The organism is Actinoplanes campanulatus (genome assembly GCF_014647795.1).
In the GTDB taxonomy this organism is placed as follows: Bacteria; Actinomycetota; Actinomycetes; order Mycobacteriales; family Micromonosporaceae; genus Actinoplanes; species Actinoplanes campanulatus.
Window position 1 is genome coordinate 73,027 of the sequence record NZ_BMPW01000002.1, and the last position, 17,384, is coordinate 90,410.

The following is a 17,384-nucleotide window of genomic DNA, read 5'->3' on the forward strand; positions in this document are numbered from 1 at the left end:
TCGATGAGCTTCCACAACCCGGACGTGCCCTGGTGGCGGCTGGAGAGGGCGCTGTCCGGAAAGAGCGGCCCGGCGGAGGCGGAGGACGAAGAGAACGGCCCGGCGGCGGAGCCGGAGGGGAAGGGCGGTCACGAGGCGGAGCCGGAGGGGAAGGGCAGGCGGCGGGCGCTGTGGGCGCTTCCCGCGCAGCAGGTGGTGGATCCGCTGATCGTGGACGGCGACGGCGGCGATTCGCCGGCCTGGAGCCGGAAGCGGGAGCCCTACCGCCCGGCGCCGGGACTGGTCCGGGCCGAGGGGACGGTCGACTACGCCGAATTGCACTGTCACACCAACTTCAGCTTCCTGGACGGCGCCAGCCACCCGGAGGAGCTGGCCGAGGAGGCGGCACGGCTCGGCCTGACCGGGCTGGCGGTCACCGATCACGACGGCTTCTACGGTGTGGTCCGCTTCTCGCAGGCGGCCCGCGAACTTTCCCTGCCCACGATCTTCGGAGCCGAGTTGTCGCTGGGCCTGACCAGGCCGCAGAACGGCGAGGCGGACCCGGAGGGCACGCACCTGCCGGCTCTCGCGCACGGCCACGAGGGGTATGCCCGGCTGGCCCGGGTGATCTCCGAGGCGCAGCTGCGCGGCGGGGAGAAGGGCCGCCCCGACTACGGCGACCTGGAGCGGGTCGCCGAGACCCTGCGTGATCACGTGCTGGTGCTGACCGGCTGCCGGAAGGGGACGGTGCCGTCGGCGCTGGCCACCGGGGGCATGGAGCGGGCGGCGTACGAGCTGGACCGTCTGGTGGCCCTGTTCGGCGCGCCGAACGTGGCCGTGGAGCTGACCGACCACGGCGACCCGATCGACGGCGACCGCAACGACGCCCTGTTCGAGCTGGCCCGCAGCCGTCGCCTGGAGGTGGTGGCGACGAACAACGTGCACTACGCGACCCCGTCCCGCCGCCGGCTGGCGACCGCCCTGGCCGCGGTCCGGGCCCGGCGCAGCCTGGACGAGATGGACGGCTGGCTGCCCGCGGCCGGCACCGCCCACCTGCGCAGCGGCGCCGAGATGGCCCGCCGGTTCGCCGGCTATCCGGGCGCGGTGGAGAACGCCGCGGTCTACGGCGGTGACCTGGCGTTCGACCTGGACCTGGTGGCGCCCCGGCTGCCGGACTACCCGGTGGGCGACGGGCACACCGAGATGAGCTGGTTGCGGAAGCTGACGATGGAGGGTGCGGCCCAGCGTTACGGTCCACCGGCGGCGAATCCGAAGGCCTATCAGCAGATCGAGTACGAACTCCGCATGATCGAGGAGCTCGGCTTCCCCGGCTACTTCCTGGTGGTCTACGACATCGTCCGGTTCTGCCGGGAGAACCGGATCTACTGCCAGGGCCGGGGCTCGGCGGCCAACTCGGCGGTCTGCTACGCGCTCTGGATCACGAATGTCGACGCGGTGAAGTACAACCTGCTCTTCGAGCGGTTCCTCGCCCCGGAGCGGGACGGCCCACCGGACATCGACGTCGACATCGAGTCGGACCGACGGGAGGAGGTGATCCAGCACGTCTACGAGAAGTACGGCCGGGAGCACACCGCCCAGGTGGCGAACGTGATCTCCTACCGGCCCCGGTCGGCGGTCCGGGACATGGCCCGTGCGTTCGGCTTCTCCCCGGGCCAGCAGGACGCCTGGAGCAAGCAGATCGACCGGTGGGGCGACGTGGCCGCCACCGACACCGACATGCCGGAGACGGTGCGCGACTTCGCCAACGAGGTGCAGACCTTCCCCCGCCACCTGGGCATCCATTCGGGCGGCATGGTGATCTGCGACCGGCCGATCATCGAGGTCTGCCCGGTCGAGTGGGGCCGCATGCCGGGCCGCACCGTCCTGCAATGGGACAAGGACGACTGCGCCGCCGTCGATCTGGTCAAGTTCGACCTGCTCGGGCTCGGCATGCTGTCGGCGTTGCACTACGCGTACGACATGATCGAGGACGAGTTGGACATCGGGACTATGCCGCTGGACGACCCCGAGGTCTACGAGATGCTCTGCCGGGCCGACTCGGTCGGGGTGTTCCAGGTGGAGAGCCGCGCCCAGATGGCCACGCTGCCCCGCCTCAAGCCACGGGAGTTCTACGACCTGGTCATCGAGGTGGCGCTGATCCGCCCGGGACCCATCCAGGGCGGTTCCGTCCACCCGTACATCCGCCGGAAGAACGGCCTGGAGGCGCCCCGCGTGCCGCACCCCCTGATGGAGAACGCGCTGGCCAAGACCCTCGGCGTGCCGCTCTTCCAGGAGCAGTTGATGCAGTTGGCGATCGACGTCGCCGGCTTCGACCCGTCGGAGGCCGATCAGCTGCGGCGGGCGATGGGCTCGAAACGGTCGGTGGAGAAGATGGAGAGGATCAAAAAGCGACTGTACGACGGGATGGCCGCCAACGAGATCACCGGACAGCTGGCCGACGACCTGTTCGTGAAGCTCTCCGCGTTCGCCAGTTACGGCTTCCCGGAGAGCCACGCCATGAGCTTCGCCTACCTGGTCTACGCGAGCGCCTGGCTGAAGCGGTACCACCCGGCGGCGTTCTGCGCGGCCCTGCTCAACGCGCAGCCGATGGGCTTCTACTCGCCACAGACGCTGGTCGACGACGCGCGCCGGCACGGGGTCGAGGTGCGCCGGCCGGACATCAACCGCAGCGATGCCACGGCGACGCTGGAGACCACACCGGAGAGCCGGTGGAGATCCGCGGCCGGGGAGCCACCGCACGCCTGGGGGATCGGCGGCCCGGCCGTCCGTCAGGGCCTCTCCAGCATTCGTACGATCGGTGCCGACCTCGCCGAGCGGATCGAGCAGGAACGCCGTACCCATGGTCCTTATCGGTCAATGACGGATCTCGCCCGGCGTACCGGATGCTCCACCGCCCACCTGGAGGCGCTCGCCACGGCCGACGCGTTCGCGGGTTTCGGGCTCTCGCGCCGGGAGGCGCTGTGGGCCGCGGGGGCGGCCTCGCAGGACAAGCCGGACCGCCTTCCGGGCACGGTGACCGGCACCGAGGCGCCCGTGTTGCCCGGCATGAGCGACGTGGACATCCTGGTCGCGGACGTGTGGGCGACCGGTCTGTCACCGGAGACGCATCCGGCCCGTTTCCTGCGCGAGGAACTGGACCGGGCCGGAGCGCTGCCGATCGAACGGCTCGCCGCGGTGGAGGCGGGCACCCGGATCCGGGTCGGTGGGATCGTCACCCACCGGCAGCGGCCGGCCACCGCGGGCGGGGTGACCTTCGTGAACCTGGAGGACGAGACCGGAATGCTGAACGTGACCTGCTCGCCGGGTCTGTGGCAGCGCTACCGGAAGGTGGCCCGGATGAGCTCGGCGCTGCTGGTGCGCGGCCGGCTGGAGAAGGCGGAGGGGGTGCTCAACCTGGTGGCGGACCGGCTCGACGCGATCAGTCCACCGGTGACACCCGCGTCCCGCGATTTCCGGTGATTCGTTCCTTTTACGGTATATGGTGCTTCGGGAAACATCCGGGGGTGCCTCATGATCCGTACGATGATCGGTCTTGCCGCGACGCTCGCCGCCGTGGCGGGTGCCGCCGGCCCGGCCGCGGCCGACACCGGAGATTCCGGCCCACGAGGGGCCGCCCACTCCAAGCTCACCCTCACCTACCAGGCCAAAGTCGTCCATCTCACCTGCCGCCCGGCCGGCGGCGACCATCCCCGGCCCGTCCAGGCCTGTGCCACGCTGCGTGACATCGACGGGAACCCGTCCCGCCTCAAGCCGGGCGACGCGTTCTGCATGCTGCTCTACGCGCCGGTCACCGCCCGGGTGCAGGGCACCTGGGAGGGCCGCAGCGTCCGGTGGCAGCAGACCTACGGCAACAGTTGCGAGATGGCCCGCGCCACAGGCGTGCTGTTCCAATTCTGAATGGACGTCGCGGTTACGCTGCCCTCGTGGAAACTTCTACGCGTACCGGTCGTCCGCACGTCACGGCTCGCACCGCCGCGGTCTGGGCGGTGCTCCGCCGGGAGCTGGAGCGGCAGGGTCGCGAGCTGACCGTCCTCGACGTCGGCGGGGGCACCGGCGGGTTCGCCGTTCCGCTCGCCGAGGCCGGCCACATCGTCACCGTCATCGATTCCAGCCCCGACGCGCTCGCTTCCCTCACCCGCCGGGCCGCCGAAGCCGGCGTCGCCGGCCGGGTCCGTGCCGTGCAGGGCGACGGCGACGCGCTCGCCTCCCTCGTCGAGCCGGGCAGCGCCGACCTGATCCTCTGCCACTCCGTCCTCGAGGTGGTCGACGAGCCGGCCGGGGTGGTCGCCGCCATCGCCGCCGCGCTGCGCCCCGGCGGCGCGGCCAGCGTGCTGGTGGCGAGCCGGGCCGCGGCGATCCTCGGCCGCGCCGTCAACGGCCATCTGAAGGCGGCGGCCGCGCTGGTCACCGACCCGGCCGGCCGGGCCGGGCCGCGTGACACGCTGCTGCGCCGCTACGACGCGGCGGGCGCGGGCGATCTGCTCACCGCCGCGGGGCTCCAGGTCGAGGAGACCCATGGGGTACGCGTGATCGCCGACCTTCTGCCCGCAGCCGTCCTCGAGGAGGACCCGCAGGCCGTGCTGGAACTCGAACTGGAACTGAGCGCCCGGCCCCCGTTCCGCGACGTCGCCTCCCAGTTGCACCTCTTCGCCCGCCGGCCATGACCCGCCCCGGGTGGTTCGAGCCGTGACTTGTTGGTCGGGTGAGGGGCGGCGATGACGGTTTCCGGGAGTGAGCTGTTCGCGGAGCGGCCGCGGCCGGTCGGGGCGGTGCCCGAGGACGGGCTGCCGGAGGAGGCGTTCCGGACCGTGGCGCCCGCCTACGGGGCGGGCAGTCTCGCCGACCTGCTGCCCAGCGTGTGCGCGGTGCTCGGGGTGCCGGGCGCGGTCGACGTCCTCGGCCTCGGGGAGCGGCTCGACGGGGTGGACCGGGTCGGGGTGCTGCTCGTGGACGGGCTGGGGACGTACCAGTTGCCCGAGGCCGTTCCGTTCGCCCCGGTCCTCGCCGATCTGGCCCGGAGTGGCCCGTCCGTGATCGGCGTTTCCGGGGCGCCGGACGGCGCCGGGGCGCTGACCGCCGGGTTCCCGTCTACCACCCCGGTCAGTCTGGTGACGCTCGGTACGGGGGTGGCGCCGGGCGCCCATGGAGTGCTCGGGTTCACCCTGCGCCGTCCGGACGGGCGGGTGCTCAACCACATCCAATGGGCTGACGACCCGGATCCGCGGGACTGGCAGCCGGTGCCGACCCGGATGGAGACCGCCATGGATGCCGGGGTGCCGGTCACCGTGGTGAGCGCACCCGAGTTCGAGGGGACCGGGCTCAGCCTGGCCGCCAACCGGGGCGGCCGGTACCTGGGCGCGGGTGACGGCGCCGCGGTGACCGACGGGATGCTGGCGGCGCTGCGGTCCGGACCCGGCCTGGTCTACGGCTACCACCCGGACCTGGACCGGGCCGGACACCTGGACGGGGTCTGCTCGGACAGTTGGCGCGCGGCGGTCCGCGGGGTCGACCGGATGCTGGACCGGCTGGTGCACGGGCTCCCGGCCGGCGCCGCGCTCCTGGTGATCGCCGACCACGGCCAGCTCAACGTGCCCGGCTCCGCCCGGTACGACCTGGGCGCCGACCCGGTCCTCGGAGCCGGGGTGATCGGCGTGACCGGCGAGCCCCGGGTTCGCTACCTGTATGTCGCGGACGGTTCCCGGGACGACGTCATGGCGAACTGGCGGGCGGTCCTGGGTGAGGACGCCCGGGTGCTGTCGCGGGACGAGGCGATCGCCGAGGGCTGGTACGGCCCGGTCCCGCCGAGGCACGCCGATCGGCTCGGGGACGTGGTGGTGATGTGCCGGCGCCGGGCCGTCGTGCTCGCCTCCGGCTGGGAACCGGCGAGAGTGGGCGAGTTGATCGCCTACCACGGCTCCGGTACGGCGGCCGAGATGACGATTCCGTTCTTGATCGCCCGATAAGATCTATTTGCTTCAATCGATTTGTCTGGATTTCGGGAGTGCTCGCCGACGTCTTCGTGGGATCATGTGTCCAAGCAGCTCACGGCCGGTGATCAGGGACACACGCTGCCGTGACGGACGGGTTGTGCGGCGCGGTGATCGGTCTTTTGGGACGAACCGATCTTCGCTACCCCGAAAATCACCCGCACTCGGTCGTCGTCCCGCTTTCCGACCCGCCGACCCGCTCGTAGACTTGCGTGATAAGGCAGCCGACGGCTGCCCCGCATCATCACACCTGCACCACCCCGACCCCGCCGCGGGGCCGGACATGCGCCCGGGGAGGAATGCCGTGCCGCTCTCGGAGCACGAGCAGCGGCTGTTCGATCAGATCGAGCGGTCGCTTGCCGAGGACCCCAAGTTCGCCTCGGCTGTGCGGGCCAGCGACCCGCGTTTCCACGCACGGCGCCGGCTCCTCATCGCCGCGTTCGTGATCGTCCTTGGCCTGGGTCTGGTCGTCTACGGGACGGTGGACCAGAACACGCCGCTCGGTGTGGCAGGCTTCGTCGTCATGCTCGGTGCCGCTGCCTTCGCGATGCAGTCGAGGCGCCGCAGCCAAGCACCCGACCTGAAATCGGTCGGAGGCACGGCGACCCGCCGCACCCGCTCGAGCCGCAAGAGCGGCGGCTTCCTGGAGCGGCTCGAGGACCGGTGGCGCCAACGCCCGGAGGGGCATCGCTGACCCACCGAGCCGGCTGGCAAGCCGGCTCCGATGACCGGCGGCCGGACCATCCGGCCGCCGTCGTCATACCCGCGCCCGGTCAGCTGACCCGCCGTGCCGCGCGCCGCTTGCCCGGGCGGGAAGGGCCGCTGATGTTGAGAGCGGGCATCGCCCGTACCGGACAGAAGGAGCGCGAGGCGCCACTCGGCGTGAGTGGCGCCTCGCGGCTGTTGTGGATCTCAGCGTGCCCGGTTCAGAAGGCGCCGCGGGTTGAAGCGGGACAGGGTCTCGCCGAGGCTGCTCATCCGTTCGGCCGCCCGGGTGGACCACTCCGCCAGGCCCAGACGCCAGCTGAGCAGCACCGACGGGGGCAGGAGGAGGGCACGCACGCGGGTCCCGGTGGGGGCGCCCTCGGCCATGCCGGAACGGACCCGGGTGAGGGCGACCGCGAGTTCGGCGCCCTGGAGGGGGAGCCGGGCGTAGCGGGCGCGTTCCTCGGCGGTGCCCAGCAGGGTCGCCGCCTCGGCGGGGTCGCCGGTGAGGGACGACTCGCGGATCAGCCGCTGGGCGGTGATCCGGGGCGTCTCGGTCGGGTCCACCAGCACCTGGTAGTCGATCATCGAGTCGATGAGCTCGTCCCAGGCGGCGTGGGCGTCCTCGCGGGCCCGGCCGGTGTCGCTGGTCACCGTGATGTCGGTGATCCCTTCACCGCCCTCGGCGGACAGGACCGCCGGTGCTGGCGACGGCACCGTGGCGGCGTGCCGCCGACGGCGGACCAGGATCCGGCGCAGGGCCGGGACCAGCAGCAACGCGATGATCAGCGCGACGCCACCGGCGATCCACAGACCGGTCCAGGAGGTCTCGTCGGTGATCGGGCCGGCCGCGCCGGTCTGGTTGCCCTCGTTCTCCGCCCGGTTGGGGCGTTCGGCCGCGCCGGGGCCCGCCGACGAGTTCGCGCCGGTCGCGCCGGGGCCGGTCGAGGTGGAGGCCGCCGGGGCGGGCCGGTCCACGTCGGGCGCCCACGCCGAGCGGGCCGAGCCGGTGACCGCGGCGGACGGCGTGGCGTCGAACGGCACCCAGCCGAAGCCCTGGAAGTAGACCTCGGTCCAGGCGTGCGCGTTCCGGTTGGTGATCTCGTAGGTGTTGTCGCCGATCGCCTTGCCGCGGGTGAAACCGAACGCCACCCGGGCCGGGATGTCGGCGGCGCGGACCATCCACGCCATCGCGGCCGCGTACTGCTGGCAGTAGCCGGCCTTGTTGTTCAGGAACTCGGCGACCTCCGAGGCCTTCCCGGTCGACGGCACGGACAGGCTGTACTTGAAACCCTTCTCCTGGGAGAAGGAGTCGTAGATCGCCCGGACCTTGTCGTAGTCGTTGTCCTTGCCGGCGATCAGCGCCGCCACCTTCTCCTCGACCGTCGCGTCCGGTGGCCGGGCGGTGAACGCCATCAGCGGGTCACCGGGATCCAGCGAGTCCGACTGGCGCAGCGCGGCGGCGTTGAACGTGGGCCGCAGGTACGTGATGTCGTACCGCTGCTCCTTGGTGGTGGCCCGCCCGGAGAACAGCACCTGCTGACTGGGGTCGTACGCCCAGTTGCCGTTGAGGTTGCCCACTGACAGCGCGTAGCTGTAGAGGGGCGCCATGTTCTGCTGGAGCCGGTCGGTGACCTGCACCTGGGCTTGGTGCTGCGTGTACCGTGCCGCGCTGGTGGCCGCCACCTGCCGCGGATCGGGCAGGCCCTTGCTCAGCGAGTCGCCCTTCGGGGTGTCGTGGGCGAAACCGTTCTCGGTCAGCACCTCGGCGACACCGAACCGCAGGTAGAACGGCTCCGGCTCGTCGGTCTTCACCTGGAGCAGCTTGACCGTCTCGGAGTGGTTGAGCTGCCCGCTCAGCGACGCGAACAGGTTGATCCGGCCGCCGTTGCCGTTGCCCGGCCCGGTGCCCATGCCCGGGCCGCTCTGCGTGATCTGGGAGAGCAGCCCGCCGCTCACGGTGGGCACGGCCAGGGGCAGCACCACGGCCGCCAGTACGCCGACCACGCCGATCCGGCGCCCGGCGGCGGCCAGCGGGGACGGCTCCCAGACGTCCACGTCCCGCCCGTCGCCGGTGAACCGGCGGCCGAAGCGGCGCACCCGGTCCACGTTGTCGGCGACGAGCAGCCACATGTACCCCACGGCGCCGATCATGAACGGCACCGGGGGCACGCTGTCCAGGTAGATCGCGACCGGGATGGAGTAGATGGCCAGCATCGGCAGGCCGGCCAGGGCGGGCCGGCGGAACACCGCGGTCAGCAGGTCGACCGCGATGGCCACGACGCCGACGCCGAACACCGTGACGAACAGCAGGCCGTCCCGGTCGGGGACGGGCACGCCGTACGACCGGGTGTCCTCCCCGGCCTGGTGGATCAGATCCATCCAGTGGCCGAAGGTGTCCGGCTGCGGGATGAAGAACTCCCCGCCGCTGGGGAAGAGCCAGGTCAGCGACAGGACGAAGGCGGCCACCATGCTCACGGTCTGTGCCCAGGTGGGGAACCGGAAGGTCCGGGTGGCCACCGCTGCACCCTGGATCAGCAGCACCGTGAGCAGGCACTGCATCAACCAGGTCCAGTCCTTGAAGATCGACGACAGTGGCGCCGCGGCGAGCAGCGTGGCCGCCGCCGCGACGAGCCCGAGGCGACGCCGGCCGGTCATCGGACCACCCCGCTGACCGTCTCGGCCATCGCCGCGCGGTACGCGAAGCCCTGCGAGCCCCGCCCCACCGTCGGCCAGAGCGCGGCCAGGGTGTCGCCGTGCGTCACCGGGACCGACCGCCAGCCGCCGCGGACCAGGGCGAGCGACGCGGCCGCGTGCTCCCGGTCGGCCTCCTGCCGTTCCCCGTCGGCCAGCGGCATCCAGGTGGAGCTGTCCAGCGTGAACCCGATGCAGGTGGCGCCGTTGCCGCGGAGCTGGCCGAGCAGGCCCGCCTCGGCGGTGGTGAGCGCGCCGAACAGGCCGATCACCAGGCCGCCGTCGCTGCGCCGCCGGACGTGCTCGACCAGGATCGAGATGTCACCGTTCTGTTCCGCTTTCACGTCGGCCAGGGTGTCCAGGATCAGGCTCTCGCCGCCGGCCTCGGAGGCGTCGACGTCGGTGCCCGTGCCGGTGACCAGGCGCAGCTTGTAGCCGGCCTCGCGCAGGTGCACCGCGATGCTGGCGACCGCCGACACGGCCCACTCGAAGCTGGCCGTCGGGCCCTCGCCGCGGTGCGCGTAGACCCGGGTGTCCAGCACGATCGTGGCCCGGCTCTCCCAGGGCTGCTCCTCGCGGCGGACCATCAGCTCACCCGTCCGGGCGGTGGACCGCCAGTGCACCCGGCGCAGGTCGTCGCCGCGCCGGTACTCGCGGGTGGCCGCGTCGTCCTCGCCGTGCACCGCCACCGAACGGGCGCGGCTGTCGCCGGTGCCCGCGTACTCCCCGGCCAGACGGACCCGGGGCAGCGCCACCACCTGCGGGATCACGGTGAGCCGGTCCACGCTGGGGAAGGAGCGGGTCAGCTCGCACAGCCCGAACGGGTCGGTGAGCCGGACGATCAGGGGGCCGATCGGGTAGCGGCCACGGATGTCGGCGCGCACCGTGTACGCCACCGAGCTGGCCTGATGTGCCCCGAGCTTCTCCAGCACGACGCGGGGGCGGCTGCCCAGCGCGTACGGCAGGCGGTCCTCCAGGAGCATGGTGCCGGTGGGCAGGCGGGACAGGTTCTGCAGGCGCAGGATGACCCGCGCGCTCGACCCGACCGGGGCCCGCCCCGGCTCCAGTGACCGGGTGCAGGCCAGCTTGTAGCGGCTACGCCCGACATACCACGCGGCGAGCAGAGGGAGGGCGGCCAGCAGCACCGCCACCCGCAGCAGGTCCCGCTCGCCGAGGATGAGCGCCGAGACCGCGGCGGCGATCGCCGCGGCCAGGAACGAGCGGCCGCGCGTGGTGAGCCCCCGCAGCGCCTCCCGCATCCTCAACGCCCCCGTGACTCGTACGACGCGCGCCCGTCACGGGTGTCGTAGGGATTGCGGGCGTGCGGCAGCGGCAGCCGGTGCACGATCTCGGAGACGATGGCGTCCGTGGTCCGCCGGTTGAGCTGGGCGTCCGCGGTCGGGATGATCCGGTGCGCGAGGACCGGCACGGCCAGCGCCTGGAGATCGTCGGGGAGCACGTAGTCACGGCCCTCCAGAGCGGCCACCGCCTTGGCGGTGCGCAGCAGCTGGAGCGTGGACCGGGGCGACGCGCCGAGCCGGATCTCCGGGGCCTCCCGGGTGGCGGTGACCAGGGCGATCGCGTACTGCTGGACGGCGTCGGCGGCGTGCACCGCGCGGGCCGTCTCGATCAGCCGGCGGACCAGTGCGGCGTCCGCCACGGCCCGCAGGTCGTTGAGCGGGTCGTGGTCGCCGTGGCCGCTGAGCATCGCCAGTTCGGCCCGCGGGTCGGGGTAGCCCATCGCGATCCGGGCGGTGAACCGGTCCCGCTGCGCCTCGGGGAGGGGGTAGGTGCCCTCCATCTCGATCGGGTTCTGCGTCGCGACCACCATGAACGGCGCCTGGAGCTCGTAGGTGGTGCCGTCGACGGTGACCTGCCGCTCCTCCATGCACTCCAGGAGGGCGGACTGGGTCTTCGGCGAGGCCCGGTTGATCTCGTCGCCGACCACCAGGTTGGCGAAGACCGCGCCCGGCTTGAACTCGAAGTCCCGCGTCTCCTGGTTGTAGACGCTGACTCCGGTCACGTCGCTGGGCAGCAGGTCCGGCGTGAACTGGATGCGCCGCACCGAACAGTCGATCGAGCGGGCCAGGGCCTTGGCGAGCTTGGTCTTGCCGACGCCCGGCACGTCCTCGATCAGCAGGTGGCCCTCGGCGATCAGCACCGCGAGCGCCAGTCGCACCGTCGCGCTCTTGCCCTCGATGACCTGTTCGATGTTGGCCATGATGGCTTGCGTCGCGGTGCGGAACTCGGCGCTCGTCAGCGGGCCTGACGGCTCGCCCCAGGTCGGCGTTGTCACGGGCCTCCTCCAAATACGTGTCTACCCCCGTCAGGTGGAGATCACCCACCGTCAAGGGGCACCGTAGGGTCGCGGGCGCCCAGCGGCCGTGGGCCTCGGCGCTCGCCACCCGTCCCCACAGGTTATCCCCGTACATCCGCATCGCCGAAAGGCCTGATCGTGACCCTGTTGATATCGGTTTTCGGGGGATACCGGACGAACGCGTGCCATCCACCATCCAAAGACTGGTCGCCTGTGGACAGCCGGGAGTATTTCACGCGCCCGCCATACCGGTCGCCGTCCGTGACGGGGGAGGGGTACCATGCACGCATGGCTCGGTCTTTCCTGCTCCTTAGCCGGCCGTGCTGATCCGTTAGTCGGACCAGGCACGGCTACCCCTCCTGCGCGAGGGGCTTTTTTATGCCCTCTTTCCGAAAAGACGAGACGTAGACGAGATGGTGAAGATGAGCGAGACCGAGACCCCACCGTTCCGCTATACCGCCGCGATGGCCGGCGAGATCGAGCTGCGCTGGCAGGACCACTGGGCCGAGAAGGGCACCTTCCACGCGCCCAATCCGGTCGGTGAGCTGGCTGATCCCACGCACCCCCGAGCGGGTGCGCCCAAGCTGCACGTCCAGGACATGTTCCCGTACCCGTCCGGCGCCGGCCTGCACGTCGGTCACCCGCTGGGCTACATCGGCACCGACTGCTACACCCGCTACCAGCGGATGGCCGGCTTCAACGTGCTGCACCCGATGGGCTTCGACGCGTTCGGCCTGCCCGCCGAGCAGTACGCGGTGCAGACCGGCACCCACCCGGCGGTCACCACGGCGGCCAACGTCGAGCGGTACCGGCAGCAGCTGCGCCGGCTGGGCCTGGCGTACGACGACCGCCGGTCCTTCTCGACCACCGACCCGGAGTACTACCGCTGGACCCAGTGGATCTTCCTGCAGGTCTTCAACTCCTGGTTCGACCCGTCGGTGCGCAAGGCCCGCCCGATCAGCGAGCTGATCGCCTCCTACGAGGCCGGCGAGCGCGGCCCGGAGTGGGCCGGCCTGTCCGCCGCCGAGAAGCGCAAGGTCATCGACGGTCACCGCCTGGCGTACGTCTCCGAGGCCCCGGTCAACTGGTGCCCGGGCCTGGGCACAGTGCTGGCCAACGAGGAGGTCACCCCGGAGGGCCGCTCCGAGCGCGGCAACTTCCCGGTGTTCCAGCGCAGCCTGAAGCAGTGGATGATGCGGATCACCGCCTACGGTGACCGCCTGGTCGAGGATCTGGACACGCTGGACTGGCCGGAGCCGGTCAAGCTGATGCAGCGCAACTGGATCGGCCGGTCGCGCGGCGCCCACGTCGACTTCCCGGTCGAGGGTGGCGTCATCAAGGTCTTCACCACCCGCCCGGACACCCTGTTCGGCGCCACCTACATGGTGCTGGCCCCGGAGCACGAGCTGGTCGAGCGGATCACGCCCGCGGTCTGGCCGGAGGGGACGCACGCGGTCTGGACCGGCGGCGCGGACACGCCCGCGGCGGCGGTGGACAACTATCGGCGGGCGGCCGCCGCGAAGACCGACGAGGAGCGGACCGCCGACGGCAAGGTCAAGACCGGCGTCTTCACCGGCGCCTACGCGACCAACCCGGTCAACGGCGCCCAGGTCCCGGTCTTCATCGCCGACTACGTGCTGGCCGGTTACGGCACCGGCGCGATCATGGCGGTGCCCGGCCAGGACGAGCGGGACTGGGCCTTCGCCGAGGTCTTCGAGCTGCCCATCATCCGTACGGTGAAGGCTCCTGAAGGTTGTGAAGGGGCTTTCACCGGCGACGGACCGGCGATCAACAGCGACTGGCTGGACGGCAAGGAGGTCGCCGAGGCCAAGGCCGCCATGATCGAGTGGCTGGAGGCGAACGGCAAGGGCCGTGGCGCCACCACCTACCGGCTGCGGGACTGGCTGTTCAGCCGGCAGCGCTACTGGGGCGAGCCGTTCCCGATCGTCTACGACGAGACCGGCCTGCCGATCGCGCTGCCCGAGTCGATGCTGCCGGTCGAGCTGCCGGACGTGGACGACTTCTCGCCGCGCACCTTCGACGCGGACGACGCGGACACCGAGCCGGAGACCCCGCTGTCCCGTAAGAAGGACTGGGTGCAGGTCGAGCTGGACCTGGGCGACGGCCCGAAGACCTACACCCGCGAGACCAACACCATGCCGCAGTGGGCCGGCTCCTGCTGGTACGAGCTGCGCTACCTGGACCCGCACAACGGCGACAAACTGGTCGACCCGGAGAACGAGGCCTACTGGATGGGCCCGCGTTCTTCCGAGGACTGCGGCGGCGTCGACCTGTACGTCGGCGGTGTCGAGCACGCCGTCCTGCACCTGCTGTACGCCCGCTTCTGGCACAAGGTGCTGTTCGACCTGGGGCACGTCTCGTCGTTCGAGCCGTTCAAGAAGCTGTTCAACCAGGGCTACATCCAGGCGTACGCGTTCCGTGACGACCGCGGCGTCATCGTGCCGGCCGAGGAGGTCGTCGAGCGTGACGGTAAGTGGTACCACGGCGACCAGCAGGTCAACCGCGAGTACGGCAAGATGGGCAAGTCGCTGAAGAACGTCGTCACCCCCGACGAGATGTGCGAGCAGTACGGCGCCGACACGTTCCGGGTGTACGAGATGGCGATGGGCCCGCTGGACGTGTCCCGCCCGTGGGAGACCCGCGCCGTCGTCGGCTCGCAGCGCTTCCTGCAGCGTGCCTGGCGTCTGGTGGTCGACGAGGAGACCGGCGCCGTCCGGGTGACCGACGAGCCGCTGGACCCGAAGACCCGCAAGGTCCTGCACAAGGTCATCGCCGGTGTCCGCGAGGACATGGAGGAACTGCGGTTCAACACCGCGATCGCCAAGCTGATCGAGCTGACGAACGCGCTGACCCCGCTGCCGGTCGCCTCCCGCGAGGCGGTCGAGCCGCTGGTGCTGATGCTGTCCCCGTTCGCCCCGCACATGGCCGAGGAGCTGTGGAGCAAGCTGGGGCACGACGGCTCGCTGGCGTACGCCGACTTCCCGGTCGCCGACCCGGCCCAGCTGGTCGCCGACGCGATCACCTACCCGGTGCAGGTCAACGGCAAGGTCCGCGGCCGCGTCGAGGTCTCCCCGGAGACCGGCGAGGCCGAGATCCGCGCCGCCGCGCTGGCCGCGGTCGCCGAGGCGCTGGGCGGTAAGGAGCCGAAGAAGGTCATCGTGGTCAAGGGGCGCCTGGTCAGCGTCGTCGTCTGACCACTGGGTGGACACGGCCCGTCGCGGTACGCCGCGGCGGGCCGTCGCCTGTTTGGATGGGCGGTATGTCTGACGTTCTCGCCGTCGCCCCGCTCACCAGGCCCGTCGACGCGACCGTCCGGCCGCCCGGTTCCAAGAGCATCACCAACCGGGCGCTGCTCTGCGCGGCGCTCGCCGACGGCACGTCCACCCTCTCCGGGGTGCTCTTCGCCGACGACACCAGGGCCATGATGAGCGCGGTCGGCGCGCTCGGCGCGACGGTCACCCTCTTCGAGAGCGATCGTACGGTCGTCGTGCGCGGCATCGACCCCGGTACGGCCGGTGGCGCCGGAACGATCGACGCCCGCCAGTCCGGCACCACGTCACGGTTCCTCCTCCCGGCGGCGGCCCTCCTCGGCGGCCGAACCGTCGTCGACGGGAGCGAGCAGTTGCGGGCCCGCCCGTTCGGCCCCGTCCTCGGCGCGCTCCGGCAGATCGGCGCGGGCGTCGAGGAGCTGGACCGGCCCGGCTTCCTCCCGGCCGCCGTCACCGGGCCCGCCCACGGTGGCCCGGTCGAGGTCAGCGGCCACATCTCCAGCCAGTTCCTGTCCGGCCTGCTGATGGCCGGGCCGCTGATGGACCGCGGGATCGACGTCACGCTCACCTCGCCGCTGGTCTCGGTGCCCTACGTGGAGATGACCAAGGCGGTGATGGCGGCCTTCGGGGTGACCGTCACCGGGCTCACCGTTCCGGCGGGCGCCTACCGGCCGGCCGACTTCGCGATCGAACCCGACGCCAGCGCGGCCTCCTACTTCCTGGGGGCGGCGGCGATCACCGGTGGGCGGGTCACCGTCTCCGGCCTGGGCACCGGGAGCCTCCAGGGTGATGTGCGGTTCGCCGACGTCCTGGAGCGGATGGGCGCCTCGGTGACCCGTACCGCCGACGCGGTGACCGTCCGCGGCGGTGACCGCCTCCGTGGCATCGACGTCGACATGGCCGACATCTCGGACACCGCGCAGACCCTGGCCGCGGTCGCCGTCTTCGCCGACGGGCCGACCCGGGTCCGGGGCATCGGCTTCATCCGTGGCAAGGAGACCGACCGGGTCGGCGCCGTCGTCACCGAGCTGCGCCGGGCCGGGATCGACGCGGTCGAGGACCCCGACGGCTTCACCATCCACCCGGGAGCGCCGCGGCCGACCCGGTTCGCGACCTACGACGACCACCGGATGGCGATGAGCCTCTCACTGATCGGCCTGCGCGCGCACGGCATCGAGATTGCCGACCCGGGCTGCGTCGCCAAGACCTACCCCGCCTACTTCACCGACCTCGCCACCCTGGGGTGATCCCGCGCACACGATCCGGCCTCCGTGTGTACGTGCTGCCGTGATGTGGCCGGTCACCGCACACACGACGCCCTGCGTGTGCGGCCACCCGCCCCGGCCGGCGGCGTTGCGGCTGCGTCGGCAGCCAGCCGGGGCGGGTGGCCCGGAGGGCCGTCGGGTGACCCGGCAGCACCGCCCGGCGGTGGGGTGAGGGCTTGCGTTGCCATCAGCCGGTCCGTGCGCCAGGGCGGCGGCCACGGTTGCGGTGGGGTGCTCGTAGCCCGTACCGGAAAGGGGCAGTGGAAAATGGTTCGGGCCCGGCCGGTGCGGAGGCACCAGGCCGGACCCGGGTGTTCGTGGTGGCGGCGCCGTCAGGCGGCGACGGGAGCGCGCCGGGCGGTGTGGCGCCAGCGCAGGATGATCGCCGTGGAGAGGACGAAGCTGAACGCGGCCGGGGCCAGGGTGAGGAAGTTCATCTCGCCGGGGGCGACGACCGCGGCGCCGATCACGGCGTAGGTGACCGTGGACGGGATGGCGGCGATGGTGGTGCCGAGCAGGTAGCGCTTGCGGCACACGCTGGTGGTGCCGTAGGCGTAGCCGACCAGGCCGAACGGGGCCAGCGGCAGGAAGCGGACCAGCAGGACCGCGGCGAGGCCGCGACGGTTCAGCCAGCCGTCGAGGCGGGCCAGACGGCTCCCGGCGCGGGCCTGGAGGGCGCCGCGGCCGGCCCAGCGGCCCGCGTAGTAGGTGGCGACCGCGGCGATCACCGCGGCGGCCAGGGCGGCCGCGGATCCGGTGACGGCGCCGAGCAGGGCGCCGCAGGTCATCGTGATCAGGGTCCGCGGGACGAGCACCGACAGCAGCATGCCGCCGAGGAACGCCACCGCGAACACGGCGCTCGGGCCCATGGCGGACAGGGTGTCGGCGATGTCCCGGAGCGGCAGCACGGCGGCGAGGCCGGCGAGAGCGCCGACCCCGGCGCCGAGCAGGGAGAACCGGATCAGACGGCGCTTCCACGCCACCGGAGTGGGAGCGGTGGGGGCGGCAGCGTGGTCAATGGCCTGAGGGTCCGCGGAGATTTCAGTGCCCCGCGGGTCGATCAGGTTGTCGGTCATGCAGGCCTACCGCCCCAACTGTCGTCGTTTCAGGACTCGGTGGTGCCGGT

Annotated in this window: 11 protein-coding genes; 7 read left to right on the plus strand and 4 right to left on the minus strand. The window is 71.9% G+C overall.

Features of this window, described 5'->3' with window-relative positions:
• Window positions 1-3: 3 nt before the first annotated feature.
• From IEZ13_RS05215 to IEZ13_RS05235, 5 genes are all read left to right on the plus strand, one after another.
• Window positions 4-3,459 (plus strand): error-prone DNA polymerase, encoded by a 3,456-nt coding sequence (locus IEZ13_RS05215; RefSeq protein ID WP_183217373.1) that lies wholly within the window; start codon window positions 4-6, stop codon window positions 3,457-3,459.
• A gap of 63 nt (window positions 3,460-3,522) precedes the next feature.
• Entirely contained in the window at window positions 3,523-3,897 is a 375-nt protein-coding gene (locus tag IEZ13_RS05220) for an SSI family serine proteinase inhibitor (RefSeq protein WP_229794466.1), read from the plus strand.
• A gap of 26 nt (window positions 3,898-3,923) precedes the next feature.
• Window positions 3,924-4,664, plus strand: a complete 741-nt coding sequence (locus tag IEZ13_RS05225; RefSeq protein WP_183217378.1) for a methyltransferase domain-containing protein — start codon at window positions 3,924-3,926, stop codon at window positions 4,662-4,664.
• A 51-nt stretch (window positions 4,665-4,715) separates the two neighbouring features.
• Complete coding sequence (locus IEZ13_RS05230) at window positions 4,716-5,963, plus strand: alkaline phosphatase family protein (RefSeq protein WP_183217380.1); 1,248 nt, start codon at window positions 4,716-4,718, stop codon at window positions 5,961-5,963.
• A 328-nt stretch (window positions 5,964-6,291) separates the two neighbouring features.
• Window positions 6,292-6,681 carry a DUF3040 domain-containing protein gene (locus IEZ13_RS05235; protein ID WP_183217383.1) on the plus strand — a complete coding sequence of 130 codons (390 nt, stop codon included), beginning with the start codon at window positions 6,292-6,294 and terminating at the stop codon, window positions 6,679-6,681.
• 218 nt (window positions 6,682-6,899) lie between these two features.
• On the opposite strand, the gene IEZ13_RS05240 is transcribed toward IEZ13_RS05235, so the two are convergent.
• Genes IEZ13_RS05240 through IEZ13_RS05250 form a run of 3 tightly spaced genes read right to left on the minus strand, consistent with a single transcriptional unit; the run spans window position 6,900 to window position 11,682 of the window.
• Window positions 6,900-9,350 carry a transglutaminase TgpA family protein gene (locus IEZ13_RS05240; RefSeq protein ID WP_183217385.1) on the minus strand — a complete coding sequence of 817 codons (2,451 nt, stop codon included), beginning with the start codon at window positions 9,348-9,350 and terminating at the stop codon, window positions 6,900-6,902.
• The gene (locus IEZ13_RS05245) at window positions 9,347-10,645 is read right to left on the minus strand and encodes a DUF58 domain-containing protein (protein ID WP_183217387.1); all 1,299 of its coding nucleotides are present in this window, start codon (window positions 10,643-10,645) and stop codon (window positions 9,347-9,349) included. The genes IEZ13_RS05240 and IEZ13_RS05245 overlap by 4 nt, the downstream gene beginning before the upstream one ends.
• A 2-nt stretch (window positions 10,646-10,647) precedes the next feature.
• Window positions 10,648-11,682 (minus strand): AAA family ATPase, encoded by a 1,035-nt coding sequence (locus IEZ13_RS05250; protein ID WP_183217389.1) that lies wholly within the window; start codon window positions 11,680-11,682, stop codon window positions 10,648-10,650.
• 434 nt (window positions 11,683-12,116) lie between these two features.
• Between IEZ13_RS05250 and leuS the strand changes: the two genes are divergently transcribed.
• A complete protein-coding gene (gene leuS / locus IEZ13_RS05255) occupies window positions 12,117-14,918 on the plus strand; it encodes a leucine--tRNA ligase (protein ID WP_372441840.1) in 2,802 nt (933 codons plus the stop codon).
• Window positions 14,919-14,983: 65 nt separating this feature from the next.
• Entirely contained in the window at window positions 14,984-16,240 is a 1,257-nt protein-coding gene (gene aroA / locus IEZ13_RS05260; protein ID WP_183217393.1) for a 3-phosphoshikimate 1-carboxyvinyltransferase, read from the plus strand.
• Window positions 16,241-16,590: 350 nt separating this feature from the next.
• Here the strand turns inward: aroA and IEZ13_RS05265 are convergent, their stop codons facing one another.
• Window positions 16,591-17,334: a TVP38/TMEM64 family protein gene (locus tag IEZ13_RS05265; protein ID WP_183217395.1), complete on the minus strand. Its 744-nt coding sequence runs from the start codon at window positions 17,332-17,334 to the stop codon at window positions 16,591-16,593.
• Between the last annotated feature and the right edge of the window lie 50 nt (window positions 17,335-17,384).

Bases quoted from the DNA above. Each gene is read 5' to 3' on its own strand.
- IEZ13_RS05215 (WP_183217373.1), top strand. From the start codon at position 4: ATGAGCTTCCACAACCCGGACGTGCCCTGGTGGCGGCTGGAGAGGGCG.
- IEZ13_RS05220 (WP_229794466.1), top strand. From the start codon at position 3,523: ATGATCGGTCTTGCCGCGACGCTCGCCGCCGTGGCGGGTGCCGCCGGC.
- IEZ13_RS05230 (WP_183217380.1), top strand. From the start codon at position 4,716: ATGACGGTTTCCGGGAGTGAGCTGTTCGCGGAGCGGCCGCGGCCGGTC.
- IEZ13_RS05240 (WP_183217385.1), bottom strand. From the start codon at position 9,350: ATGACCGGCCGGCGTCGCCTCGGGCTCGTCGCGGCGGCGGCCACGCTG.
- IEZ13_RS05245 (WP_183217387.1), bottom strand. From the start codon at position 10,645: ATGCGGGAGGCGCTGCGGGGGCTCACCACGCGCGGCCGCTCGTTCCTG.
- leuS (WP_372441840.1), top strand. From the start codon at position 12,117: ATGGTGAAGATGAGCGAGACCGAGACCCCACCGTTCCGCTATACCGCC.
- aroA (WP_183217393.1), top strand. From the start codon at position 14,984: ATGTCTGACGTTCTCGCCGTCGCCCCGCTCACCAGGCCCGTCGACGCG.
- IEZ13_RS05265 (WP_183217395.1), bottom strand. From the start codon at position 17,334: ATGACCGACAACCTGATCGACCCGCGGGGCACTGAAATCTCCGCGGAC.